This is a genomic window from Paenibacillus sp. 7523-1, assembly GCF_002276415.1.
GTDB classification, from domain to species: domain Bacteria; phylum Bacillota; class Bacilli; order Paenibacillales; family Paenibacillaceae; genus Paenibacillus; species Paenibacillus illinoisensis_A.
In genome coordinates this window covers 12,940-36,615 of record NZ_NPBR01000018.1, presented here as the reverse complement: position 1 = coordinate 36,615, position 23,676 = coordinate 12,940, and the positions used below count along the sequence as shown (strand labels likewise).

Genomic DNA, 23,676 nt, shown 5'->3' with positions numbered 1-23,676 from the left:
ATTGATCAGCTGCTTTTATTCAATTAACGGGCAAGCTATTTTAATTTCTAGGAGCTTTCGTACAGATAAACAAGTACAAGCAGTAAAGAAATTAAGATCAACTATTAGAGTCTAAAAAGCATCATATACTTATTTTTGTCTTTTGGTCTTTTCATAAAAGGAATCATGGGGGTTATAACAGAAGTTTTATAATGTATAATCCAAGAGCATAGGTTTCCAGGACGCATTCATACTTTGAAAGAGGAACGCTTCCATTTAATATCTAATGTAGTGTAAAAGCGAATTCAAAAATGTTATTTAAGGTGGACTAATCATGATTGGCAGATACTTCAAAGGTTCTGGGAGTTCTTTATTTATTGGAATAATAATTTTCCTTCTAACAATCCATATTTATAGCGAGCACATTGAAAATCAACTTTTGTTTGTAGCCTTGTACAACTATATCTGTTGTATACTTGGTATCGCTCTATTCGCAACTCTAGTTAAATTTAAATTAGAATTGAAATATATACTTTGTTCAATCCTGTATATACTTTTGGGGCTGTTAACATCTATAGCTTACTGGCCATTATTTTTTATATTTGCTGCAAGTTCTTTAGTGTTTTATCTAGTTCAATTAGTAGGGAACAAAAAACTGTTTTGGGTACTATCCCTTTCTGGGCCGTTGCTCTTAGTTATAATTTTATTTATTTACTAAAAAAAGTAGATCGTTACGTTAACGATTGGTAATTGTGATCATGGTAGCAGTGAAATAAGAGGTCATGTTTACAGTACCTCAACACTGGAAACCGGAGAAGACTTAACGAGGATTATAATCTTTAATCGTTAAGCTAACGGGAAACGATAGCGCAATAAAACAAAGAAAGCAGCTGATCAATATGATCGGCTGCTTTTGTTCAACTACCGGGCAGGTTAGCGTTACAACATAAGCCCCATTCCGAGAGTACCCTATGAGAAGGGATTTCGTAATTATAGGTATTGCTATCGTACGGACTGTGTATTTCGGCGTTAATATGAAAGGAAAGGGAGATTTTATTGTTGATTATAAAAATGAATTTGCCTCCAATGAGAAAGTAGAATCTAATCAAATTTTTTAAACGATTGAAAAAGTATCACATGCAACAACGGTAGACGGATTCAGGCTTCTGTTTTCAACAGTCAAAAGAATATTCATTAAGCTTTTTAAGAACTCCAAGTATGTTAGTTCATCTAAGTTAAAGATTAAAGAAAAATCAGAAATCCTACAACCTCCCAGTAATCTACTGCGTTATATCAATAGGCCTAAAAAATAAAATATGCATAGCGAACACTCAGGAACATTGAAAAGGAGGTTTCAATCCATGAACGGAAAGAAATTAGTATCGCTTTTACTTGCTGGAGTTGTTGCTGGCTCTATTTTAGTCACCTCGACTACCACCGCGGAAAGAGTAGTTGCCCAAACTCCGATGGAGGCAGCGACTGAGTACTTTGATGCTTACATTGCTAGGGATGCAGAGGGAATGATGTTCTATTCAAAAGATACAAACTATTTGGATGAGAAAAGTCGTGAGGAAGGATATGTAAAAGATTTTAAAACTAATCCTACTACTGGGTATGAAATTGTGGAAAGCAAACAAATCAACAGTAATGAAGTTCAATTTTATGTAGTTCAAAAGTATGCTGGACAAAGCTATGAACAGTCACCACCACTCCCATTTAAAGTTTTCAAAAGCGAGAGTGGTTGGAAGGTTTTAGTAGAGCCTTTGGGAATCAACACATTGACAGGTGAAGTTACTAAAGGTACACCCATTCACGCTCTGCAGTATATGGATAATTAGTTACACTTTCTAAGCCACGTTCTATTCACGTATTCAGGATGGAACATATCCGAATACTTCTCGCTTTTGTGGATACCTACAAAAGCGTTTTTTACATTTGTAAATGACCTATTTCTTGATTTTAAGGGTAGCAGTGGCTTGAGAAGGATACGACTTTTTAATTGATCCTTCCAAACTTAACTCGACATTATCACCTATTGCTATTGTATCATACACATCTAAATTTTTGACTGTTATCCAAGTTGCATCAGGTTTGTTTTGTTCGAGGATTTGTGATACTGAGATATTGCCAGTCTCAGGTATATGCCTAACTATCAACATTTTATGATCTTCTTTTGCAATGACATAACCATTTGAACGATCCCATTTCTCAGGGGTGGTTGATTCGTTCCCAGAGCAACCAACAATAAGTAAGAAAAGACATGGTACTACTACAAGTACACTCCACTTTTTCACTAAAATCCCCTCCTAAACAAACTCTATTGTACCTTCCTTACTAATTGACGAGCTCCTACTCTTAAATGTTGCTTAATTCAATACATCGGTAATTTGCTATGTTAGTACAATATGCTTTTGTAGCGTCTGCCCTTACAGTATGAGGAGGGGTAATGCCAGATTTCGTGATTGATATTGATACTGACCATATTTACTTAAAACTAAGAAAGCAGCTGATCCATGTGATTGGCTGCTTTTTGTTCAACTAACGGGCAGATTAGTATAAAAGATTATCTTAACGTTCAGGATTACCTGTAATAAGTACATCTTTGTGCTATATAATTAATTTTTAGAATTGACTTGAATTCTCCAAGGAAACTTAATTGTGCACAAATTGTTGCGATATGAAAATGTAGTGAAACTATACTTCTGTTAAGAGGAGGGATCAGATGGATTGGCTGATGAGGATGAATCGAGCATTGGATTACATTGAATTGAATCTAACTGGAAAGATCGAATTGAAGGAAGTTGCTAAATGTGCTTGTTGTTCTTCACATCAGTTCCAGAGAATGTTCTCATTCATTACAGATGTGTCTCTTGCGGAATATATAAGGAGAAGAAGGCTTACTCTCGCTGCAATTGAATTGCAGAATAGTGATCTGAGAGTAGTTGATATTGCGATAAAGTATGGTTATGAATCTCCAGTTTCATTCGCAAGGGCTTTTCAATTATTACATGGTGTTAATCCAGCAATGGCCCGAGAAGAAGGGACCTCCCTCAAAGCCTTTCCTCGGCTTTCCTTCCTTATTTCAATTAAAGGGGAAAAGGCTATGAACTATCGTATTGAGACAAAAGAATCCTTTCAAGTGTTCGGTATTGAAAAAGTATTTCAACTAAACGGAGCAGATACTCCAGCAGAGTTTTGGAAGCAATGCCATGCTAACGGCGAGGTTGAAAGGCTGGCGGACAATGCTGGAGACCTACCAACCTTTTTAAATCAGAACTATCATAAAATACATGCTGTTTGTAGCTACAAAAAAACAGATGAGGATCATTTTCCTTATATGCTGTCCGCATTCAAAGGGGATTCAAGTAAAACTGAGGGTTACACGAGTATAACCATACCAGCTCAAACCTGGGCGATTTTTTCCTCTGATCCGTTCACATGGGATAAATTTGATGAAACAATTGAGACATTATATAAACGGTTCTTCTCCGAATGGCTTCCTACTGCTGGATATGAACAGGTCGATGGGTTGGAATTTGAAATTACAGGAGCTAAAGACGGGCTTAATTTTGTTGAGCTATGGTTTGCGGTAAGAAAAATACATGAGTTGTGATTGTTTCAGAAAGCTTCCTCTTTGAATATACTTAAAACAGATAGAGCAGTTTGCAATTGGCAACTGCTCTATTCCTCGTTAAACTAACGGGAAACGTTAGTTCATAACAACAAGAAAGCAGCTGATCATTGTGATTGGCTGCTTTTATTCAACTATTTACATTAATCTTCAATACAACTTTTCTATCCAAATTGCGTACTAATTGAAGCAACTATGGGCTAGTTTATACAGGGGTTGGAGAGGAATGGTCAGAATGAAGAAATACCTTGCTGGATTAATAATTATCTTTGTCTTGGGTCTGGGCTTACCAGGACAGGCTTACATGGAGGCGTCTAACCAACAGCCTTTGGCTTTTGAGGATCTCAATCTAGAACAAGCGCTTAAGTCATTATTGAATAAAAACGACGATGAATCCCTAACCAAAGAGGATCTAGAGTCACTGACCGACGTTCCTTTAGCGGGTAAAGGAATTAAGAGTTTGCAGGGTTTGGAGTATGCGGTCAATATGACGAGGCTCTCTTTAAGCAGAAATCAAATTGCTGATATTTCACCTCTATCCGATGCTGTAAATTTGACAACATTGGATTTGAGTGACAATCAAATTGAGGATATTAAGCCCCTTGGGAAGTTAACGAAGTTGACAGATTTATCTCTAGCTAGCAACCAAATCAATGATCTTTCACCGCTAGCGGGACTAGTTAATCTGAATACGTTGTCCATAAGTTCTAACAAGATCACAGATCTAAAGCCGCTAGCAGGATTGGTTAATCTTTGGAGACTCGATGCTGCGAATAATAACATCAAAGATCTTGCCCCGTTATCTAAATTAACTAACTTACTTTCTCTGGATTTATCATCTAACCAGGTTTATGATTTGGAGCCGTTGAGAAATCTTCAAATGTTGGCTTACCTCTATTTGAAAAACAATCGAGTCTGGGATTTAGAGCCGCTCCAACAACGTGGTTTTTTACCGTATTATGATACGGGTGCATTCATTGAACCACTTGCGCTGCAAAATAACTATTTAGATTTAACCAAGGGATCGAAAACAACTAAATTATTTGTGAAAATGGCAGGAAATGAGTTGCCTGGCGGTCAGCGTAAGACACAGCGCTTGGTGATTGGCAGTACGACAGCTTATGTGGGAGACAGTGCTTATCGAATTACCGCAGCGCCATTTATTCAGACGGGACGTACCTATGTGCCGATCCGTTTCATCTCCGAGAAGCTTGGGGCAGCCGTGAATTGGAACCAGAATACCAAAGAGGTAACGATTCAGAAGGATGGTAAGACGATTCGTTGGGTTGTAGGGAACAGGCAGGTAAAAGTAAACCAGCAAACGGTGATGCAAGATGCTCCTTTACTTCTGAAGAACGGCAGTGCGTTCGTTCCTGTTCGTTTTGTGGCGGAGCAGTTAAATACTTCCATTGAATATATGGGAAGCAAGCATATGGTCGTAATTTTCAAAAATTAATCAGCATAATGAAATTACAGAATAATCTCTGAAGATGAGGACGCAATGACCATGCTTCGAAACAAGATAAAATATGTAGACCGTCATTAAACTAACGGGAAACGATAGCGCTATAAAACAAAGAAAGCAGCTGATCAATATGATCGGCTGCTTTTGTTTAACTAACGGACAGAATAGCATAATCTCGCGAATAATATATACATAAACTGACTCTACCTATGCTTCGTTTGCGGAGACGTTTTAAGCAGTACAGTAGTTTCGAATACAAACGTTCCTGCCCTTGCGTTTAGCAATCGATTAGTTACTCGAAGTTCTCAATCACGATTTTACCTGTCATACGTCCTTCTTCCAGTATGGCATGGGCTTTACGCAAATTGGCTGCATTGATGGGAGAGAGGATCTGGGCAACCGTAGTTCGTAAGCGTCCATCATCGATCATACGGGAAACTTCGTTTAACAGGTTGTGCTGTTCAATCATATCCGAAGTCTGGAATAATGGTCTGGTGAACATTAGCTCCCAGGCAAAAGTGACGCTTTTGTTTTTCAGTAAGGTCAGATCGAGCAGTTCATCCGTCTCCACAATGGAGCAGATTTTCCCTTGGGGAGCAATGGCTTCAGCCATATTGACCCAATGCTTCTCCGTACTGTTCAAGCAGAAAATATAATCAACATATTCTAAACCTAGTGTTTTGAGCTGAGGGAGAAATGCTTCGTAATGATTGATAATGTGGTCAGCTCCCATATTTTTAGCCCACTCAGCAGATTCCGGACGTGAAGCTGTGCCGATGACAGTCAAACCAGCATGTTTGGCCAGTTGTGTCGCAATAGAACCTACACCACCCGCTGCCCCGATGATTAAAATGGTCTTACCTTCGTTGCGCTCGGTGGCAGCAGACACACCCAAACGATCAAATAGTCCTTCCCAAGCGGTGATAGCGGTTAACGGCAGAGCGGCTGCATGCGCAAATTCCAGTGTTGCTGGTTTAGAACCGACGATTCTCTCATCAACGAGATGAAACTCGCTATTCCCACCAGGACGGTCAATGCTGCCGGCATAATACACTTCATCGCCGGGTTTGAACAGTGAAGATTCCGGTCCGGCTTGTTCAACGACACCTGCAACATCCCAACCGAGAACCTTTGGCGTGTTTTCGGTCCGATTTTTGGGAGCGCGCACTTTAACGTCAACGGGATTAACAGAAATGGCCTTGACTCGGATTAGCAAGTCTCTCCCAGTAGGTTTAGGTACATCCATCATAACGTCCAGCAAGCTCTCAGGTTGATTAATGGGTAAATATTTCAACAAGCCGATGGCTTTCATTTGTCGGTTTGACATTGTCGTTTCCTCCTTGAATGTACATCACTTATTGCTTTCTGGTTGTAATATAACGTATATTAACTATCGTGAATAGTACGCACAATAGTGTGATGTAGTATCAATTTGTATACTGTTAAAAGAGGAGGATAAATACATGCGTGACCGCAAATCGGGATATGGCCATTGCCCGAATGAAGAAGGTTGTCCCGTCGAGTATACGTTGGATGTCATTGGCGGCAAGTGGAAGGGTGTACTTTTGTATCATATGATTGAAGGCCCTGTACGATTTAACGAGTTTCGCAGAATATGTCCGACCATTACGCAGAGAATGCTGACGCTACAGCTTCGAGAGCTTGAAGAAGACGGAATTGTGCACCGTGAGGTGTACCCGCAAGTTCCTCCCAAAGTGGAATACTCGCTATCGGAATTCGGACGCACATTAGTGCCGATCATTATGGAAATGAAAATCTGGGGAGAAAAACACAAAAACTTATCAAGTGCTGCTTCTAGAGAGACAGAAGACGTGGTTGATTCCATGGTGGATTTGATTTAGTTCATTAAACTAACGGGTAACGATAGCTTAATGATACCAAGAAAGCAGCTGATCCATGTGATCTGCTGCTTTTGTTTAACTAACGGACAAGTTAATTTAACAAGAACATGTTGTTTAATCCTTGTTCATAACCTTTTCAAATCGGAAGAAGTCCTCATCCCCCAATAGGGGATTGTTATTTTCGTGTTGGTCGTGATGCATGTGTGGTTCGGGGTGATACTTATTGTAGAACTCTACAATTTGGAATCCACATTTATTCACATAGAAATGGATATTTCGTTTTTCGAAATAGGGTGTTCCGGTTTCCCAACGTACAGTTTCCGGATACTTTGCTTCAATGGCTTTCCAAGCAGAAAGACCAATCCCTTGGCTGTGATGTTCCGGAGATACGTAGAACAAATCTAGGTCGTTATAGTTTGTTTCACTGTTAATACGCAGTACGGCCCCACCGACCTTCTGATCCTCTTGAAGAATATGATATACGACTGCTCCAGGAGCATCAAAAGACTGCTGAACATCGTGATCCGATGGGATCGGCCCGTGATCAGCATCTCCAAATGCTTCAGTTACGCCAATAGCAAAGGCTTCCTGCAATTTTTTTCTGAATTCTGGCAGATCCGATTTCTTGGCCAGTTCCAAAGTAACGTTTGATTCAAGGTTTGTTTTCACAATGATTTACTCCTTCATTTGCTGAAATTCCGATTGTAGTCGTTCCGTAAAACATTCCAACTGTTCAACGAGACCCTTTCCCAAAAGCGGCTCCATCGCTTTTTCCTCGGCGGCAAAGATTGGCGTCAAGATACTTGCTGCAAAAGCTTTTCCGCTGTCCGTTAAAACAATTTCTTTTTCTTTGTTCCCTTGAGAAACAAGTTGAATGTAACCCAAATGTATACATTCCTTCACTATCGTGTTTAATGTTGTACGCGGGATAAGCCATTCTTCGCAAATTCGTTTCTGGGAGTGAGACATTCCATCAGAAATCGCATAAAACAATACGAATGTGTTGTCTTTAACTTTGAGTGACCGCAGTGCCCGGTAATAAAGTTCATCAATTCGGTTTACTGCAATCATCAATCGGCGTATTTCATTACGACCTTCGTTATTCATAACAAGCCTCCTTGGATATAATCCGAATTCGGAATGAAAGTAATAAGTATTTTATTCCGAATTCGGATTAATGTCAATGAACGAGGATGTTAGAGAATAAGGTGAAAATGAATGTTTTGAAGTACTCGGCCTATATAGAAGGTTCCTTATAAGATATAAAGAATAAAAAGATATTCAACCAAATCCATCTAAGTGTGGTGGCTTTGAAAAAAATAATAAAAAGGGGGAGACAAAGTGACTCAGGAAGAAGTATTGAAAGGTGGAAATGTGAATCACATTATACGAAAGGAGAATATGGTTCTCCGTCCCACGGGTTATTGGAGTCCGAGTGTTCATGAGCTGCTCAAACATTTAGAGAAGCAAGGATTTGAGGGAGCACCAAGATTACTCGGAATCGACGATTCTGACCGTGAAATATTATCATTCATTCCAGGGGAAGTTCCAGGAAATGAGTATCCTGAACTTGAACCCTATATGTGGTCTGATGAAACGCTTGTGGGTTTAGCATGTCTCTTACGCCGTTTTCATGATGCGACTGAAGGATCAACTCTCTTGGCTAATGGCGAGTGGCAGCTTAGTTATGTCGACGATCGTGAGCACGAAGTGATATGCCATAATGACGCTGCGTTGTACAACGTTGTCTTTCAAAGTGAGAACCCTGTAGCGCTGATTGATTTTGACATGGCTGGCCCCGGTCCCCGCATGTGGGACATTGCGTATACCCTTTATACATCGGTTCCACTTGCCAGTTTCCAGCCTAACCATACCTCGGAAAAAACGGTAGTATACCAATCGAATTTGCACTCTAGAGAGCGAAGTCGGCGGATCCATTTGTTTTTTGAATCATATGGAATTCCCGTCCCTAATGAACTGTGTCAGTGGATTATTCAACGATTGACAACGATGTGTGATACGTTGAGGAATGGTGCTGCGGAAGGGAATTTGGCCTTTCAAAAAATGGTGGATGAAGGACACTTGGCTCACTATGAGAGCGAAATTCGATTTGTTGCAGATCATTTCAATGATTGGATTGAAAATTAGGTATTCTGCTAACGGGAAACTTTAGATTAATATAAATAGAGAGGCAGTTGGTCATTAGGATCGACTGTTTTTTTATTGAGAAAGTTTTTTTCTTCTACTGAACCTTTTCCCGCACGGGAGCGAATTAAGATTTGTATCACGTTCAGGAGGGGCCCCCATGAATGACAAAGAGTTAATTCAATGGCTTGAAAAAGCAATACTTGGCGATGAGTCAGCTTTCCAGCTGGTCTATCAGGAGACTCACCAAGATGTCTATCGGACCGTTGCTTTTCTGGTCTACAACAAACAGGACATTGAGGAAATTGTGAATGAAGTATACATGCACATGTGGCGGTCATATCAGAAATACGACGCTAACCGACCGTTCCGGTTTTGGTTGCACGGGATCACTGTCCATCTTGTACAGGATTGGAAAAGAAAGACCTGGAGACGAATTCGCCTTTTTGAACGAAATCGCCAGATGACTTGTGAACAACAGTTCGACTGGACGGATAAAGTAGTCTTGCAGTCCGAAACGCAGCATGAGCTCTTTAGCCTTGTCCGCCAGTTATCGTACAAACTACGTGTGGTCGTCATCCTGCGCTATTTTCACGATTATACCTTGGAAGACATTGCGGACATGTTGCAGATCCCCGTCGGCACAGTTAAATCCAGGCATCATCTAGCACGGAAAGAACTTCGGAAACGATATGAAATGACGGGAGGAGACGCATATGTCCATTGACAAGGAGTTGAGTGAGGAGCTTCGACAGGTGGCGGATTCGATGCATTGCCCACCCGAGTTGTATGGACGTGTACGACAGTCCTATCAACACTATGTAAATGAGAAGAGAGGTAGATCTCCAATGAAAAAACGCATACTCGCCGGTATTGCTGCAGTAGCAATCCTCATTCCGTCAGCCGCATTTGCTGCTTCCTATTTGGCCGATGATATTTTTGGTTCTTCTTCGACTATTGAACAGAAAGGGGGTACACAAGAAGACTATCAAGAGATTGAAGGGATGCTTCAGGCAGCAAAAGGCAAGCTTACGGAAGATGAGTTTAAAGAATATATGGAACTGACAAAGCAGTTGATGGTATTAAAACTGAAGATCACTGATGAAAATGGGGTCAGTCATGAGGAGCAATTGACCCCAAAAGAGCAGCGGCAATTTGAGCAACTAGCCTCCAAGCTGTCCCCGTATTTCGAGAAAATTAACGAAACGGTCCAGCCTTAATAATGAAAACAGGGACCCGTCTTGCATTTAGCATTCAACTAACGTAAAAACGAGAGCTCATAAAACCAAGGAAGCAGCTGATCAATATGATCGGCTGCTTTTGTTTTGTTTCTCAAATGGACAGTAAAGTGTAAGTATTATATTTTAATTATGATGCTTGTCATTCACATTCATATAATCTGTTCTTAAACGTAAAGTGAAAACTACACAAGAGAGGGTTAGGACAGATGCAATAAAATATGCACCGAATAATTCAATTTGATTTACAATAATACCAGACAAAGTACTTCCTAACAACATTCCCCCCATCAAAAGTGGTAGTACGATTCCATTCGTTCTTCCGATGTATTCTTCCTTAATCTCTTTAATCATCATCGCACTAAAAACGACCTGGAAAAAAGCTGTTGCCACCCCTGACAGTACCCTTACTATAGCGGTTAATGTCGGCCAAGTTGATAATACCTCGATCAATGTTATCATTGACCAAATGATCATTGTAACTGTTAATACCGCACGCCTGTACCTTATTATTTTTGATGAAATTGCCGCAGCTAAGATACCTCCAAAGAGCATTCCTACTCCTTCTGAAGCCGCAAACCATTGAACACTTTCCTTAGGTAATCCTAATCTCTCCATTGTTACAAAGACGTCGAGAGGTTGTGTTATACCCATTGCAATTCCACTTACCGCAAACATGATAGCAATGAGTTTTAGATTTACATGGCCAAGAACATACTTAAACCCACTTTTTATATCACTTATTGCAGTGTTCTTTTCTTGACTTTTCTCCCTATTCGACGAAGGTAACAATAATTGAATTGCTGCAGCTAAAGCAAAGATAATGAATAGAGCAATAACAGCAGATCTAATCCCCAACTGAGTGTATACAAATGTTCCGAAGACTGGACCAAATATGGTGAACAAAGCCAATAAACTTTGGTTTATTCCAACAGCCGTTCCAACGTCTTCAGAAGGAATATGTCTCTTTAGAAGGACGGACGAAGAAGGCTGGGAAAATTGACTCACGATAGCTGAAATGACTGTTGCGGCGAACACTGCTTGCCATATACCCAGAGATATTAATAGTAAAATTAATAACATAGATAAAGCACTTAAAGAATCACCAAATATCACCGTTCTTTTTGGTTCCCATCTGTCAGCAAAGGTACCACCTATTAATGAGAAAATGAAAATTGGTAAATACTCTAAAGCTGTAAGCAAAGAAACAGCTGTCGGATTGTTATTGGACTGATCCATTATATAAAAGAGCAAGGACATGTTACGGATCCAGATACCTGCTTGCTGTAATAAATCAGCGATCAACACAATCTTAAAAACTCTATTCCTTAAAAGTGAAATCACAAAATCCCCGCTCCTTATAATCGATTTCTCAATTTGTCTATTATTTGATCATTTTTCTTTTTCTTATTCTTTAGATGATATATATCGCTCAAAGTACGATTTGGAGGACAATTAAATAGGACAGGTCAATTTTGTGATTCAACATCCCTTCCAAAATAATCGGATATTTGTCCGATTAGGTGCAAAAAAAAGTTTTGTTTCTCTAACAGTATAACTTTATTCGGACGATCGGTCAAATAATTATGTAAATCCTGATAATCAAGCTCCTTGCCAAACAAGATCGGATACCGCATTCATCTTTTTTGTGCAGTATCTATTGAAGAATTCGAAGATAAGTCCCCAAACATTAAGTAGCTCGCTTCATTTGGCCTTCTTAGTAAATAGGGAAAAAGACAAAGAATCAGGATCTTGCTCTCAGGGGAGACAAGATCCTGATTCTTTGTCGTTCAGCAAAGGGGACAAGACGAATGTAGATCAATACTTCATGTAACAGCTTGAGAGTATTTTGGGGAGGCTTCAATAACATTTTTTATTCTTTCAGCCCAGGTAAGATTAAATCAATGGCTAGCTTGTATAAATTTTTCTGTTCCTGACTTGAATGGTAGCCAAACAATTCTGCATTTGCTAATGATGTGATTAAATTGTATAAAAGTACCGATACATCATCAATGTGCAAGTCTCCCTTGAATTCCCCATGATTTATACCTTCCTCTAAAATCCGGCTAACAATCTGAAATTCGGGTTCATACAGTTTAAGCACAGCGTCATAATTGTTTTTATTTGTTGAAACGAAATATTCTTGAATGGTATTCATAATCGGCTTTTGCAGCATAATACTATTTAAGTTCGCCCAAATATATAACTTTTTCTCAGCGGAACGCTCAGTCTTCGATGTAATGTCCCAATTTCGAATAAATTCGTTAGATACTTGTTGAATACAGTAAAGATACAGTTCTTCTTTATTTTTAAAATGGTAATAAATTGTCCCTTTACTTAAGTTTGTTTCATTTTTTATATCGGCCATAGATGTAACACTATAGCCTTTTTGTTCAAATATTTTCGTTGCTACATCCACAATGAATTGTTTCGTATCCTCACTATTCACGCCTGTTGGTCTGCTCATAATTCCTCCAGTGTTTTTATTCTATTGTAGCTTAAAAGAATCAACTATGCGACATATTAATTGACTGATCGTCCGAATAAATTTATAATGATTGCATAGGATGAAACAGATCCTTATTTTTTTAGTGCTATTCGGACGATAATTCGAATAAATATTTCTGAAAGGGGTGGTTTTGAAATGACTAAGAAAATAATTATTATTGGTGGGGGAATAGCTGGATTAGCGATGGCGCTATTCTTGAAAAGGGCCAATATCGAGAGTGTAGTTTATGAACAAGCGACGAAGTATGGTAATGCAGGTGGAAACTTTGTAATTCATCCAAGTGGGGTTCAAGTTTTGGAGGAATTAGGATTAGGCGAAGTATTAAAGGCAAATAGTCATCAGATGACTGACATTAAAGTAATGGATAAAGGAGGTAACTCTATATTTGGAGACATGGAAATGGATGGGGAAAGGGAGGGAATGCCTCATTTAATCAACATTGCCCGTTTCCATTTAATTGATATCCTTTATCAGAAATCTATTGAACAAGGAATAGAAATTAATTTTGGAAAAAGACTAAAATCATTCACTGAGGGTGATGATCATATTCAGGTTTTCTTTGAGGATGGAACAGAAGCTAAAGGTACATTACTAGTTGGAGCGGACGGAGTACGTTCTAAAACAAGGTCCATTTTATTCCCGTTCCCTAACTATCCACTAAAGTATGCTGGCAAATGGGGAGTGTACGGCTTAGTTGGCCTTGACAAGCTTAACGATCATAGAGAGTTTTTTGATTCCGAAACTTCGCTAATTTATTTTCACGAAAATTTCAATTTATTTATATCCAAACACCATCCGACAGATAATGAAATTTCATGGTCAATGATTGTTAACGAGGAAAAAAAGGTTTCTAAGAAACACTTTGAAGAAAAGCCAATAGAAGCCTTTAGATCAGACTTGGCCAATCAGTTCTCAGACTGGGAAGCTCCAATTAAACAATTAATTGAAAACACGGATAACTTCATACCTAAGCAGTTGTTTAAAATTGATCTAATGAATCATTACTCATACGGCAGAGTTGTACTAATTGGCGATGCACTTCATACGGCAGATCCGAATGCAGGAATGGGTACTACCCTAGGATTAGAAGACGCACTTTATTTGTCTAAGTTGCTTAGAGATCATGATTATGATGACGCATTTCATTATTATGAAACCGATCGTAAGGATAGAGCGGCAAAAGTATTTAATAGTGCTTCAATATTAGATAATCTCACTTTGGAGAATACTGAAGATTTTGCGTTCTTTGGAGAAGGACTAAGTGTCAGTTGGGATAAAAGGGAGTAATATGTTGGATTTTTTTTGCAATAAATCGGACAATCGTCCAAATATATTGATGTTATAGCTTAATCAAGAATCTAACAGTCGAGCGTATGCTCGGCTGCAAGATTCCTTGAAAGTAACAGTATAATTCATCGTTTGGTTTAATAGCGAGTCTGAGCTTCATATTGATTTATAACGAACGTTCAGTATATAGAGGCGTGACCTTTATGCACTGACATTATGATCTAAGTTTGGTTATTTGAGTGGAGAGATGATAAATGAATCTTTTATTTAGAAACAAGGGAGCCTTAGCTTTACTCATGGTTAATATTTTTCTTGCTATGGCTGCTTATGGGTTAGTTGTTCCTGTAATGCCAACTCTAATGCGGAACCTTGGGCTAACGGGGGCAAGTGTTGGGTATCTAACGGCGGCTTATGCAGTCACACAATTATTATTTTCACCATGGGGCGGAAGACTTGGTGACACCATTGGCAGAAAAAAAATAATCGTAATTGGATTAGCCCTGCTGGCTGTTTCGGAAGCTATTTTTGGGTTTTCCTCTTCCGTATATATGCTATTTCTGTCCAGACTGCTTGGCGGTGTAGGAGTTGCCTTCATTTTTCCAGGGGTTATGGCATTTACAGCAGATATAACCACCGAGAATGAACGTGCAAAAGGGATTGGATATATATCGGCAGCGATGTCGACGGGTTTCATTATCGGTCCGGCTTAGGCGGTTTTTTAGCAGAGTACGGCGTTAGAGTTCCTTTTTATGTTGCTGCAGCTGTGGTCGGATTTGTGGCTCTCCTGTCGGTGATCGTCTTACCGGAATCAATGAAAAAAGCTGATCTTATTGAAAATCGGTTGCCCTTGGAGAGAGAAGGGCTCATCCGCCAAATATGGCAGAGTCGAAAGGCATCATACTTTGTAACATTAGTCGTATTACTTGTACTTGGGTTTGGTCTTTCGAACTTTGAAACTGTTTTTGGACTGTATTTGGATGCCAAGCATCAATTCGGTCCCAATGATATCGCATTTGTTCTGACAATCGGCGCTATTGTGGGTGTTGTCATTCAAATTGGTTTGTTAGATTTACTTGTAAAAAAATTGGGTGAGATGAAGGTCATGTATCTAAGCCTTGCACTTGGTGGGGCCTCGATATTCGTCATATTATTCGTTCATTCCTATTGGGCAATTACCATTGTTACTATCTTTATCTTTGCTTCTTTTGATTTGATTAGACCTGCAGCCAGCAGCCTATTGTCAAAAGCTGCAGGAGAAAGACAAGGATATGTGGCGGGATTGAATTCAACATTCACCAGTCTAGGAACAATTATTGGCTCAGTGGCAGCTGGAATTTTATACGATGTATCATTGTCGCTGCCTTATATAGCTGCAGGTGCTACATTTCTCATCTGCCTAGTTGGGTTGAAACTTCGACAAAGAATAAAGCAATCCGCGTAAATTGTCTGCAGTTCATCCATTTGACGGAGGTTAGTAAAATGTAATACGAATTTTTGGAGGAAATTTCATATGAACAAAAAGCATTTACAGAGCGAACAAACAAAAAGGGAAATTCTGTTAGCCGCTGGACAATTGTTTAGAGAAAAAGGTTACTCAGCAACTTCAATTGAAGATATAGTAGCCATTACGGGAAAAAGTAAAGGCAATATTTATTACCATTTTGGAAGCAAAGAGGCTTTATTCCTTTACTTGCTCGAAGATTGGGAAACGGAATGGAGAAGCTCCTGGTTGGAGAAGGAACCGCTTCTTTCAACGTTTTCAGAAAAAATTGATGGGTTATTTCAGACGATGGCAAATGATATGTATCATCCACTAACCAATGTGATGGATGAATTTTTAAGCAAGGAATGGAACAATACAAAGATCCAAGCGAGTGTGACTCACTATGTTGAAGGCCATATCGCCTTTATTCGTGACATACTTGAAATCGCTATGTTAGATGGTGAAATAGCTATTGACGATAGTAAATCATTAGCTACTATCTTAGAGGCCATGATACAGGGCCTAGCTCTTATGGCTTCTCGTATGAATGGCAATGAAATGAAAGTTCTTTATCGTAAAGCGGCACAGGTGTTTCTACAAGGCGTGTTAAATCCAAAACCTTATTTATCATGGTATTACAATCAAACAAAATAATTATGCTGTTTAAGGTGGGCAAACAATGTATAAAGAACGATCGGTATCTGTTACCAAAAGAAGAAAGAATCTCATCAAATGGATACCATCAATTCTTACACTTGGGAACCTGAGCTGTGGTATCTTCGCAATCTTGATGTTGTCGTGGGATAGTGAAGCTGCGGTACTACTAATCATCATAGGGATGATATTTGATTTACTGGATGGATTTGCTGCTCGTAAGCTGCATGCAGAAAGTCTGTTTGGACAAGAGCTTGACTCGTTGTGTGATATGGTGACGTTTGGTGTTGCTCCAGCATTACTAATCTACGTAGAAAAACTTTATCATCTCAACATGATAGGTGTGTTACTTGTAGCTTTATTTATCATATGTGGTGCAATTCGTTTAGCACGCTTTAATACACAGGCAGATCAGATGAGTGACTTCCTCGGGGTCCCTATTACGATTGCTGGAGGATTCTTGGCTATTTTTAGTCTTATGGCCTCGCAATTAAAAATGAGTCTTACCGTAATTGTTATCATTTTACTAAGTATTCTTATGGTTAGTCGAGTTCGTTTTCCAAGTTTGAAGAAGTGGTTGAAATGATGAGAATTTAGAAAGAAGGAACACTTTATGGAATGGGTTACAGAGGTAATTGGACAGTATGGTTATGGGGCTATCTATATACTCCTGGCAATAGGGATTGTCGGTCTTCCGATCCCAGACGAAATCATGATGGTGACCATAGGTTATCTTTCTTCAATACATGTATTAAGCTATCCACTCTCTGTGCTGTTTGGCTTTTTAGGGACAGTCACCGGAATGACGGTGAGTTATTGGATTGGTCGAAGATTTGGGAAACCGCTCTTACTCCGGTTTGGAAAATACCTGTTTCTTACACCGAATAAGTTGGAGAAAGTGGAAAGGTTATTCGAAAGGTATGCGCAGTGGACGATTATTTTTGGATACTACATCCCCGGCGTACGCCATTTAACATGCTATGTCTCAGGAATCAGCGGGATTAATTTCAGGAAGTATTTCATTATTTCAAGCATCGGTGCTTTGATATGGTGTCTTATCTTTGTAACAATCGGATACGGAGTTGGGGGAGTAATATAAATTGAGGAATACCTTTGGCCATTACTGACTATTTTCCAAGCTTTCTGTTATCAATCATGTATTAAATCCACCATTTGTTATGGAATTGATCAACAAGGACAAGCTGTCTAGACACACTCTTTTTTTACGAAAGTATGGACAAGTCATAATCTATGGCATCAATCTCAATTATAAGTATAAGGACGGTTAACATGGATTTTATTAAAAGGTTCTTCTCGGATATAAACACTCGACGATTCATAGTTTTAGTATTGATTGGATTACTGCTGTACTTCATTAAAGGAATGCTTAATGTAGTGCTTCTCACATTCTTGATAGCCTTTATTATGAATAGCATTCAAATACAGCTTCATAAAAGAATCAGTAAGTTTGTGACAGTTAATAGTAAAGTAATAGTTATTTTACTGTATCTCATACTTATTGCTCTTATTATTGCTTCGCTCGTGAATTATCTCCCTAAAATCTATGAACAAATGATGCAATTAACTACTTTCTTGACAAACCTAAGCCCTGATGACCTACCACAGAACAAAATTACCCTCTATTTGTTTGATACCATCAATAGTTTAAATTATCAAAGTTACCTGAAGAATGGCATTGACTACGTTTTGAAGATAAGCAACTGGGGTTCAAGCTTTGTTTTATCAATCATATTAAGTTTTATCTTTATACTTGAAAAAAATCGCATTGTCACTTTTACTTCTAAGTTGGAAAGCAGTAAACTAGCTTGGTTTTATATTGAAGTCAAGTCCCTTGGGAAAAAGTTTGTATCTTCTTTTGGGAAAGTAATTGAAGCGCAATTCCCGTTGTCGGCTTTGTGATATCGCTTGTTCCACTGTGCATAATAGGTTACACGATCGGTGGAATAGACATGGTTTTCTATGTACTAGTTATGATTTCAGTATTGCATTTTGTTGAAGGGTACTTTTTAAACCCCAAACTAATGGCCTCGAAAATGGACCTGCCCATGTTTTATACTCTCGTGGTGCTACTGTTCTCAGAACATTATATCGGCGTATGGGGATTAATTGTAGGAATCCCTATATTTATTTTCTTCTTAGATATTTTAGAGGTTAATCGGAAAACTGAAACCTAGAATTCATCCTGCGAATAGAGGTGATAAATCATGATGTCCAACATATCAACAATAGAAACAACGAATAACTCAAAACGCGCTGTTTCATTAGATCTTGCTCGAGGCGCTATGCTTCTCCTCATTGCTCTTGCTCATGCTCCGCTGTATTTGTACAACAGTAAACCTGGTATTATGTTTAAGGTTGAAGCTGTTACTTGGTTTGATCACGTAGTGAATGTTCTGGGTTTACTCGCGATTGATAACCGTGCCAGAGCTATGTTTGCTGTATTATTTGGGTATGGTCTAATTTTAATTTATAACAGTCAAATCAAAAAGGGAAAAAGGGAAGAAGATGCCGTAAAGACCATTCGACGACGTTCTTGGTACTTAATTGGTTTTGGAATGGCGCTAACCATCTTTATTGGGGGCCAAGATATATTAATGGCCTACGGGATAGCGGGACTTATTTTAAGTAGGTTAGTAAGGCGGGAGAACAAAACCATAATCCGTAATTTCGTATTAATTACATTGCTTTATGTCTTGATAATTCCTATTCTATGGGGAGCTATAGGCGGGAATGGATTTCAACCGGGTTTTTCAGCAAATGACACCTATCTTGATGTAGCAATTTCTAATTTAATTGTATTCCCTATTTATCCGTTGTTAATTCATGTTATGTTTCCTATCTTGCCTTCTGTTTTGCTTGGAATGTGGATGGCTAGGTATCAATTATTGACCAGACCTACACAGCATTTCAAAAAACTTCTCTATATTTCTATTATAGGCTTAGCAGTCTCATTGGTAGGAGCATTGCCTGTATCTCTAATTGGTGACATATGGAATCCGGAAACGCATACAGTAGGCTTTTTAAGCGGATTGCATATTCTAACTGGAATCGCCGGAGGTGCAGCTTATGCAGCGATTTTCGGTATCATAGGTGCCAAAATGGCTAAGGTAGGAATAATCACAAGGTCTCTTATGGCTGTAGGGAAGCGTTCGCTGACATTCTTTGTTTGGAATGAAGCGTTGCTAGTTTTATATCTATCACCAGTCGCATTTGATTTAGGGGGACGCGTGAGTAATGGTGTGGCAGCTCTGATTGCAGTAGGTATTTGGATCAGCGCTGTTTTATTGGCTACAATCTTAGAAATAAACAAAATAAATGGACCGTTAGAACGACTCTTACAACGATTAGTTCACAAGAATAGTTAACTTTTAGGACAATATCTGCAATAACTGTGGTTTAAGGGTTTTTTTGTGTTCCTCTTGTCTAAAATCAGGCAAAAGAGATTAATTCCAACACTATGGGTTGTCGCGAATTTTATCGAGGCCTAATTACGCTAACGTATAAACGTTAGCTCAACAAAACTGAGAAAAGCAGCTGATCAACAAAATCAGCTGCTTTTATTCAATCAATGGGCAGGTTAAAGTAAAATGAGGGAAACATGTAGTTTTGAAGAATAAAGAACCAACATCATTTTTTAATCTGGAGGTGCCCGTTTGATTAACTGTCCTTATTGCAATATTATTGATGACCTCAGTCATGAGGTAATCATTAGCAATGAAAAATGCATATATACTTTGCTCAATGAACAAGAAATAAAAGGTGCTGGCATAATTGTACCGAAAATACATAGAGAAACTGTATTTGATTTAACACAGGATGAATGGGATGCGACATATCAGTTACTTCAAGAGGTTAAGCTGTATTTGGATAAAAATTATAAACCAGAAGGCTACAATGTTGGATGGAACTGTGGTCATGTGGGTGGACAACACGTTTTTCACTCTCATTTACATGTGATTCCTCGTTATGCTGATGAAGCAATGGCAGGGAAAGGGATTCGGTACTTTCTTAAGAGCCAACATAGGGTTGATTAAGCTAACGGGCAGTTTAGTTTAATGGTTTAATCCTTTCTTCAGAAGGAATTCATCATGGTGATGAGAAATAATTATATAAGTAAATATCATCAGAGAGAGGGATATCGATATGAAGTGTGTTAGTGAATCTATGCTTTGTGAAAATTTACCGATGCAAGGTTTCGAGACTTGCTCCATGCAAAGTCTATATGACATTAACGCGGTTGTTTGCATGGAGCTTATTATTCGTAACGTATAACAAGGAATTAACGGCAAGAAACCGTTCCTCATGTAGGCTTTGCAACTTACCATCGATATTAGATGAAGGGGCGAAGCTAATGAAATATGTTTCAGCAAGTGAAGTTTTACCAGAAGATTTACTTCGTGAAATACAAAATTATATACAAGGCAAGACTTTATATATCCCCGCACCCAAAGGATGTAGAAAAAAGTGGGGACATGATTCAGGGCAACGTGAATTTCTTTTGAACCGAAATGCAGAAATTCGGAAGCTTTTCAGGCAGGGTATGAATGTGGATCAACTCGCGAGTTCCTACTGTCTATCCCATGACAGCATTAAGAGGATTGTTTATAAAACGCAGGCATAACAAAAGGCTCATGTTGGATAAAACCAACACGGGCCTTTTGTTATGTAAAAAATGATTATATAAATACTCTGCCTATAAAGGATGCGATATTCACCTTATACTGATGCTAGGAAAGAATTATGGTATTAGTGATATCGTTGATTGAGAGTATCGGAATCGGAGGAGTTGCAAAATGGATTGCGTTAATCATGAAGTAAATAAGTTGAATGTTACCGCCAGACTATGCGGTATGGAGGAGAAGTTCATTATCAATAATATTTATCCTCTTTATCTGCATGATTTGTCTGAAGTATGGGAACGTAAGACCATGGGGTGTTTGAGAATGATGATACCCGAACTTTGATTGAACAGAATCGCGTGTTTGATATTTGGTGGGAACACCCGAACATATTATTCCCTTATCTTATCACAGTGGATGATATACCTGCGGGGCTTGCTTTTGTGGCTACTTCCCCTTTCATACCATGTCCTCACTATATCGATTATTACATGAATGAGTTCTTCCTATTACGTAATTATCGAGGAAAGGGTGTTGGAGAAGAAGCGGTGCGACAGATTATTGGAAAGATGCCAGGGCAATGGGAAGTGCAAACAAATCCCACCGAACGAAACGAACGTGCGAAACGTTTCTGGCGTAGAACACTTAACACATGTATCAACGGGAAATACTCCGAAGAACTTGGTCATCATCCTGATGTTGGAGAAATGCTAGTCTTTCGCTTCAGCACGAGTTCTGAAAAAGTGAGTAATTAGAGAGGTTGTTCCTTATTCATAGGTTTTGTAATAAACAAGGTTATCCGATATTCGTTGAACTACATAGCACGGAGCAACTTGCCAGTTAGCAGCTGCTCCCTTTTATTATGCAAACCGGCAGTATTGTTTAGCTATAATGAATATTTCTATTGCGATATCACAATATGTTGCGTAAAATTTCGAGAAAATCCATACCCAATTAAAGGAGAAGTGCAATGAAAGTTGACGTACAATTAACGGACGAAAATAATGCATATTTGATTAAAAACCTGCTACCGTTGTACCTATATGACCTATCCGGCCATTATGACAGACTTCCAAATGCACATGGGATCTATGAGGAGAATGACGACTGCAGAACATTAAGTGAGCAGTATGAGGTTCAAAATATTTGGTGGGAGAAGCCGCCTGGCATCCTATTTCCCTATTTAATTTCGGCAAATGGGATACCAGCGGGGTTTATTCGAGTAGCGACCCCTCCGTACTGTAATAAAGGAATTGATTATTTTGTAAATGATTTCTTTTTAATCCAATCGTTAAGAGGTCAAGGGATTGCTGAACTGGCGGCAACTATGGTGTTTCAACAATTCAGAGGGAATTGGGAGCTGTTTACTAACCCTTCAGCCAAAAACGTTGTTGGACAAAGGTTTTGGAGAAAAACGGTTTCTAAATATACGAATGGCAATTACATGGAGGAATTCGGGGAAACCTTCGATGGACATAAACTTATTTTCCGCTTTAATAATCTTGCATGAGTTGGATGTATTGTTGGTGCTTGGGCTGGGGCTTATCAATTTACCTGATAAGGCTCTTTTGTACTACACAAGCTCGTTGTTGGACGATTACAGCAACAAAGCCATGGAATTGTTTGCGAAGTTCGTGAATAAGATGTTATCAGAAATTGGGGCGAGAATATTAAAGACAGGGAAGGTGAAGTCTTGAAACCTTTTTTCCACTTTGATACAGACGAAACAAGACAAAGTTTGCTCTCACGAGCAAGAAATGTTGCTCTATGGGCAATTCGACAGTATGAAATTGAATGGAATTGTATTCGTTTTATTCAATTGTCAGGTACCATTACATACAAAATAGAGACCAATACAACGGGTAATTATTTACTTCGCATTCATTCAGAATGAGTAAACAAAGAAGAGATCATTTCTGAACTTATTTTTCTTAATGAATTAAGGAAAATAGGTGACTTAGTACCTGAAGGGATTATGAGTCGCAATGGCTCTTATGTTTTGGAATGTGAAACAGAGGATGGGTATCGGAAACCTTGTGTCACGATAATGAAATGGGTCGAGGGAGAGCGTTGGAGTGGAGAGTTCACAGATAGTCATGTGTTCAGCATTGGCGTTATGATGGGGAAAATGCATGAAACTTCAGCAAGTTTAGATGCATCACATAATTTTGTTCGACCTCATTGGGGGATTTCTAGTTTCAGGGAAGAAATAACCAAATTAGAGCGTTATTATCCACGATTTCTATCGGGCGGATCATGGATGCTATATCAAAAAGCCATAGATAAGATCATTGATCAATTGGCCAGCATGCAACGAGATGTTCGAAATTACGGTCTAATTCATGCGGACTTGCATTCCGGAAACGTTGTATTCAACAACGGACTCCCATACCCAATTGATTTTGGAAGATGCGGGTTTGGATACTATTTGTATGATATGGCAGCTGCATTGTTGGAGCTTTATCCTAAACATCGATGGTTACTTATTCAAGGATATGAGAGCGTAGTCAAACTTGGCAAGGATTACATTCGCGACCTAGAATGTTTTTTCATCATGTTTATGATTGAAAACTATTGTCATCACTCGTCTGATACTAGAGAAATACCTAGTTTAATCGAGGAACAAAAATATGCTCTGGCCTATATTACAGAATACATAAATGACAGGTCATTCTTATTCAAAGTGATAGAACCGATAGAACCTGAAAAAATATAGTTTTTTAGCGAACTTGAATAGGGCTGGTGGTTAGAAACAACGACTGCCGTTTTCTTAACTAATGGGC

General features: G+C 38.9%; 25 protein-coding genes and 1 pseudogene. 20 read left to right on the top strand and 6 right to left on the bottom strand.

All coding sequences use genetic code 11. From position 1 onward, the window contains the following. Window positions 1-1,340 precede the first annotated feature (1,340 nt). Window positions 1,341-1,817, top strand: a complete 477-nt coding sequence (locus tag CHH60_RS20525) for a hypothetical protein (protein WP_095360898.1) — start codon at window positions 1,341-1,343, stop codon at window positions 1,815-1,817. 108 nt (window positions 1,818-1,925) lie between these two features. Here CHH60_RS20525 and CHH60_RS20520 read toward each other — a convergent pair whose 3' ends face one another. Further along, the gene (locus CHH60_RS20520; RefSeq protein WP_176476147.1) at window positions 1,926-2,273 is read right to left on the bottom strand and encodes a DUF3221 domain-containing protein; all 348 of its coding nucleotides are present in this window, start codon (window positions 2,271-2,273) and stop codon (window positions 1,926-1,928) included. Window positions 2,274-2,701: 428 nt separating this feature from the next. Between CHH60_RS20520 and CHH60_RS20515 the strand changes: the two genes are divergently transcribed. After that, window positions 2,702-3,592: an AraC family transcriptional regulator gene (locus tag CHH60_RS20515; protein ID WP_095360896.1), complete on the top strand. Its 891-nt coding sequence runs from the start codon at window positions 2,702-2,704 to the stop codon at window positions 3,590-3,592. Between the two features lie 244 nt (window positions 3,593-3,836). Next, window positions 3,837-5,066 (top strand): stalk domain-containing protein, encoded by a 1,230-nt coding sequence (locus CHH60_RS20510; protein ID WP_255248022.1) that lies wholly within the window; start codon window positions 3,837-3,839, stop codon window positions 5,064-5,066. Between the two features lie 301 nt (window positions 5,067-5,367). On the opposite strand, the gene CHH60_RS20505 is transcribed toward CHH60_RS20510, so the two are convergent. Further along, window positions 5,368-6,402: a zinc-binding alcohol dehydrogenase family protein gene (locus CHH60_RS20505; protein WP_095360895.1), complete on the bottom strand. Its 1,035-nt coding sequence runs from the start codon at window positions 6,400-6,402 to the stop codon at window positions 5,368-5,370. 136 nt (window positions 6,403-6,538) lie between these two features. Between CHH60_RS20505 and CHH60_RS20500 the strand changes: the two genes are divergently transcribed. Beyond that, window positions 6,539-6,937: a winged helix-turn-helix transcriptional regulator gene (locus CHH60_RS20500; RefSeq protein WP_095360894.1), complete on the top strand. Its 399-nt coding sequence runs from the start codon at window positions 6,539-6,541 to the stop codon at window positions 6,935-6,937. 114 nt (window positions 6,938-7,051) lie between these two features. On the opposite strand, the gene CHH60_RS20495 is transcribed toward CHH60_RS20500, so the two are convergent. Together CHH60_RS20495 and CHH60_RS20490 are read right to left on the bottom strand one after the other, a co-directional pair. Further along, a complete protein-coding gene (locus CHH60_RS20495; RefSeq protein WP_095360893.1) occupies window positions 7,052-7,606 on the bottom strand; it encodes a GNAT family N-acetyltransferase in 555 nt (184 codons plus the stop codon). A 6-nt stretch (window positions 7,607-7,612) separates the two neighbouring features. After that, complete coding sequence (locus CHH60_RS20490) at window positions 7,613-8,044, bottom strand: MarR family winged helix-turn-helix transcriptional regulator (protein WP_095360892.1); 432 nt, start codon at window positions 8,042-8,044, stop codon at window positions 7,613-7,615. A 234-nt stretch (window positions 8,045-8,278) separates the two neighbouring features. On the opposite strand from CHH60_RS20490, the gene CHH60_RS20485 reads away from it, so the two are divergent. The 3 genes from CHH60_RS20485 to CHH60_RS20475 all read left to right on the top strand — a co-directional run bounded on the left by CHH60_RS20485 (window position 8,279) and on the right by CHH60_RS20475 (window position 10,302). Beyond that, window positions 8,279-9,085 (top strand): aminoglycoside phosphotransferase family protein, encoded by an 807-nt coding sequence (locus CHH60_RS20485; RefSeq protein WP_255248021.1) that lies wholly within the window; start codon window positions 8,279-8,281, stop codon window positions 9,083-9,085. Window positions 9,086-9,242: 157 nt separating this feature from the next. Then, window positions 9,243-9,809: a sigma-70 family RNA polymerase sigma factor gene (locus CHH60_RS20480; RefSeq protein ID WP_095360891.1), complete on the top strand. Its 567-nt coding sequence runs from the start codon at window positions 9,243-9,245 to the stop codon at window positions 9,807-9,809. Then, the gene (locus CHH60_RS20475) at window positions 9,799-10,302 is read left to right on the top strand and encodes a DUF3600 domain-containing protein (RefSeq protein WP_095360890.1); all 504 of its coding nucleotides are present in this window, start codon (window positions 9,799-9,801) and stop codon (window positions 10,300-10,302) included. Before CHH60_RS20480 ends, CHH60_RS20475 begins: the two co-directional genes overlap by 11 nt. Window positions 10,303-10,446: 144 nt before the next feature. Here the strand turns inward: CHH60_RS20475 and CHH60_RS20470 are convergent, their stop codons facing one another. Together CHH60_RS20470 and CHH60_RS20465 are read right to left on the bottom strand one after the other, a co-directional pair. Then, the gene (locus CHH60_RS20470) at window positions 10,447-11,682 is read right to left on the bottom strand and encodes an MFS transporter (RefSeq protein WP_095360889.1); all 1,236 of its coding nucleotides are present in this window, start codon (window positions 11,680-11,682) and stop codon (window positions 10,447-10,449) included. A gap of 511 nt (window positions 11,683-12,193) precedes the next feature. Beyond that, window positions 12,194-12,787 (bottom strand): TetR/AcrR family transcriptional regulator, encoded by a 594-nt coding sequence (locus tag CHH60_RS20465; RefSeq protein WP_095360888.1) that lies wholly within the window; start codon window positions 12,785-12,787, stop codon window positions 12,194-12,196. A gap of 177 nt (window positions 12,788-12,964) precedes the next feature. Here CHH60_RS20465 and CHH60_RS20460 point away from each other — a divergent pair, with 177 nt between their 5' ends. From CHH60_RS20460 to CHH60_RS20405, 13 genes and pseudogenes are all read left to right on the top strand, one after another. Next, window positions 12,965-14,116, top strand: coding sequence for an FAD-dependent oxidoreductase (locus CHH60_RS20460; protein WP_095360887.1), 1,152 nt, complete (start codon window positions 12,965-12,967; stop codon window positions 14,114-14,116). A 254-nt stretch (window positions 14,117-14,370) separates the two neighbouring features. Then, a pseudogene (locus CHH60_RS30550) lies at window positions 14,371-15,557 on the top strand (MFS transporter). Between the two features lie 69 nt (window positions 15,558-15,626). Then, window positions 15,627-16,253: a TetR/AcrR family transcriptional regulator gene (locus CHH60_RS20450; protein ID WP_095360886.1), complete on the top strand. Its 627-nt coding sequence runs from the start codon at window positions 15,627-15,629 to the stop codon at window positions 16,251-16,253. 25 nt (window positions 16,254-16,278) lie between these two features. After that, complete coding sequence (pssA, locus tag CHH60_RS20445) at window positions 16,279-16,839, top strand: CDP-diacylglycerol--serine O-phosphatidyltransferase (RefSeq protein ID WP_095360885.1); 561 nt, start codon at window positions 16,279-16,281, stop codon at window positions 16,837-16,839. Window positions 16,840-16,866: 27 nt separating this feature from the next. Next, a complete protein-coding gene (locus CHH60_RS20440) occupies window positions 16,867-17,352 on the top strand; it encodes a DedA family protein (protein ID WP_095360884.1) in 486 nt (161 codons plus the stop codon). A gap of 191 nt (window positions 17,353-17,543) precedes the next feature. Continuing rightward, window positions 17,544-18,173 (top strand): hypothetical protein, encoded by a 630-nt coding sequence (locus tag CHH60_RS20435; RefSeq protein WP_255248018.1) that lies wholly within the window; start codon window positions 17,544-17,546, stop codon window positions 18,171-18,173. Next, window positions 18,170-18,448, top strand: a complete 279-nt coding sequence (locus tag CHH60_RS30345) for an AI-2E family transporter (protein WP_255248017.1) — start codon at window positions 18,170-18,172, stop codon at window positions 18,446-18,448. The genes CHH60_RS20435 and CHH60_RS30345 overlap by 4 nt, the downstream gene beginning before the upstream one ends. A gap of 33 nt (window positions 18,449-18,481) precedes the next feature. Continuing rightward, window positions 18,482-19,639, top strand: a complete 1,158-nt coding sequence (locus tag CHH60_RS20430) for a DUF418 domain-containing protein (protein ID WP_095360906.1) — start codon at window positions 18,482-18,484, stop codon at window positions 19,637-19,639. A 288-nt stretch (window positions 19,640-19,927) separates the two neighbouring features. Further along, complete coding sequence (locus tag CHH60_RS20425; protein ID WP_095360883.1) at window positions 19,928-20,308, top strand: HIT family protein; 381 nt, start codon at window positions 19,928-19,930, stop codon at window positions 20,306-20,308. A gap of 317 nt (window positions 20,309-20,625) precedes the next feature. Next, entirely contained in the window at window positions 20,626-20,895 is a 270-nt protein-coding gene (locus CHH60_RS20420; RefSeq protein ID WP_095360882.1) for a CD3324 family protein, read from the top strand. A gap of 339 nt (window positions 20,896-21,234) precedes the next feature. After that, on the top strand, window positions 21,235-21,648 hold the full coding sequence (locus CHH60_RS20415) for a GNAT family N-acetyltransferase (RefSeq protein WP_369680200.1): 414 nt from the start codon (window positions 21,235-21,237) through the stop codon (window positions 21,646-21,648). A gap of 215 nt (window positions 21,649-21,863) precedes the next feature. Beyond that, window positions 21,864-22,403 (top strand): GNAT family N-acetyltransferase, encoded by a 540-nt coding sequence (locus tag CHH60_RS20410; protein WP_095360881.1) that lies wholly within the window; start codon window positions 21,864-21,866, stop codon window positions 22,401-22,403. A gap of 399 nt (window positions 22,404-22,802) precedes the next feature. Continuing rightward, window positions 22,803-23,609, top strand: a complete 807-nt coding sequence (locus CHH60_RS20405; RefSeq protein ID WP_369680201.1) for a phosphotransferase enzyme family protein — start codon at window positions 22,803-22,805, stop codon at window positions 23,607-23,609. Window positions 23,610-23,676 lie beyond the last annotated feature (67 nt).

Bases quoted from the DNA above. Each gene is read 5' to 3' on its own strand.
- CHH60_RS20450 (WP_095360886.1), top strand. From the start codon at position 15,627: ATGAACAAAAAGCATTTACAGAGCGAACAAACAAAAAGGGAAATTCTG.
- CHH60_RS20440 (WP_095360884.1), top strand. From the start codon at position 16,867: ATGGAATGGGTTACAGAGGTAATTGGACAGTATGGTTATGGGGCTATC.
- CHH60_RS20505 (WP_095360895.1), bottom strand. From the start codon at position 6,402: ATGTCAAACCGACAAATGAAAGCCATCGGCTTGTTGAAATATTTACCC.
- CHH60_RS20475 (WP_095360890.1), top strand. From the start codon at position 9,799: ATGTCCATTGACAAGGAGTTGAGTGAGGAGCTTCGACAGGTGGCGGAT.
- CHH60_RS20410 (WP_095360881.1), top strand. From the start codon at position 21,864: ATGAAAGTTGACGTACAATTAACGGACGAAAATAATGCATATTTGATT.
- CHH60_RS20515 (WP_095360896.1), top strand. From the start codon at position 2,702: ATGGATTGGCTGATGAGGATGAATCGAGCATTGGATTACATTGAATTG.
- CHH60_RS20480 (WP_095360891.1), top strand. From the start codon at position 9,243: ATGAATGACAAAGAGTTAATTCAATGGCTTGAAAAAGCAATACTTGGC.
- CHH60_RS20490 (WP_095360892.1), bottom strand. From the start codon at position 8,044: ATGAATAACGAAGGTCGTAATGAAATACGCCGATTGATGATTGCAGTA.
- CHH60_RS20525 (WP_095360898.1), top strand. From the start codon at position 1,341: ATGAACGGAAAGAAATTAGTATCGCTTTTACTTGCTGGAGTTGTTGCT.
- CHH60_RS20510 (WP_255248022.1), top strand. From the start codon at position 3,837: ATGGTCAGAATGAAGAAATACCTTGCTGGATTAATAATTATCTTTGTC.
- CHH60_RS20465 (WP_095360888.1), bottom strand. From the start codon at position 12,787: ATGAGCAGACCAACAGGCGTGAATAGTGAGGATACGAAACAATTCATT.
- pssA (WP_095360885.1), top strand. From the start codon at position 16,279: ATGTATAAAGAACGATCGGTATCTGTTACCAAAAGAAGAAAGAATCTC.
- CHH60_RS20435 (WP_255248018.1), top strand. From the start codon at position 17,544: ATGGATTTTATTAAAAGGTTCTTCTCGGATATAAACACTCGACGATTC.
- CHH60_RS20460 (WP_095360887.1), top strand. From the start codon at position 12,965: ATGACTAAGAAAATAATTATTATTGGTGGGGGAATAGCTGGATTAGCG.
- CHH60_RS20430 (WP_095360906.1), top strand. From the start codon at position 18,482: ATGTCCAACATATCAACAATAGAAACAACGAATAACTCAAAACGCGCT.
- CHH60_RS20420 (WP_095360882.1), top strand. From the start codon at position 20,626: ATGAAATATGTTTCAGCAAGTGAAGTTTTACCAGAAGATTTACTTCGT.
- CHH60_RS20500 (WP_095360894.1), top strand. From the start codon at position 6,539: ATGCGTGACCGCAAATCGGGATATGGCCATTGCCCGAATGAAGAAGGT.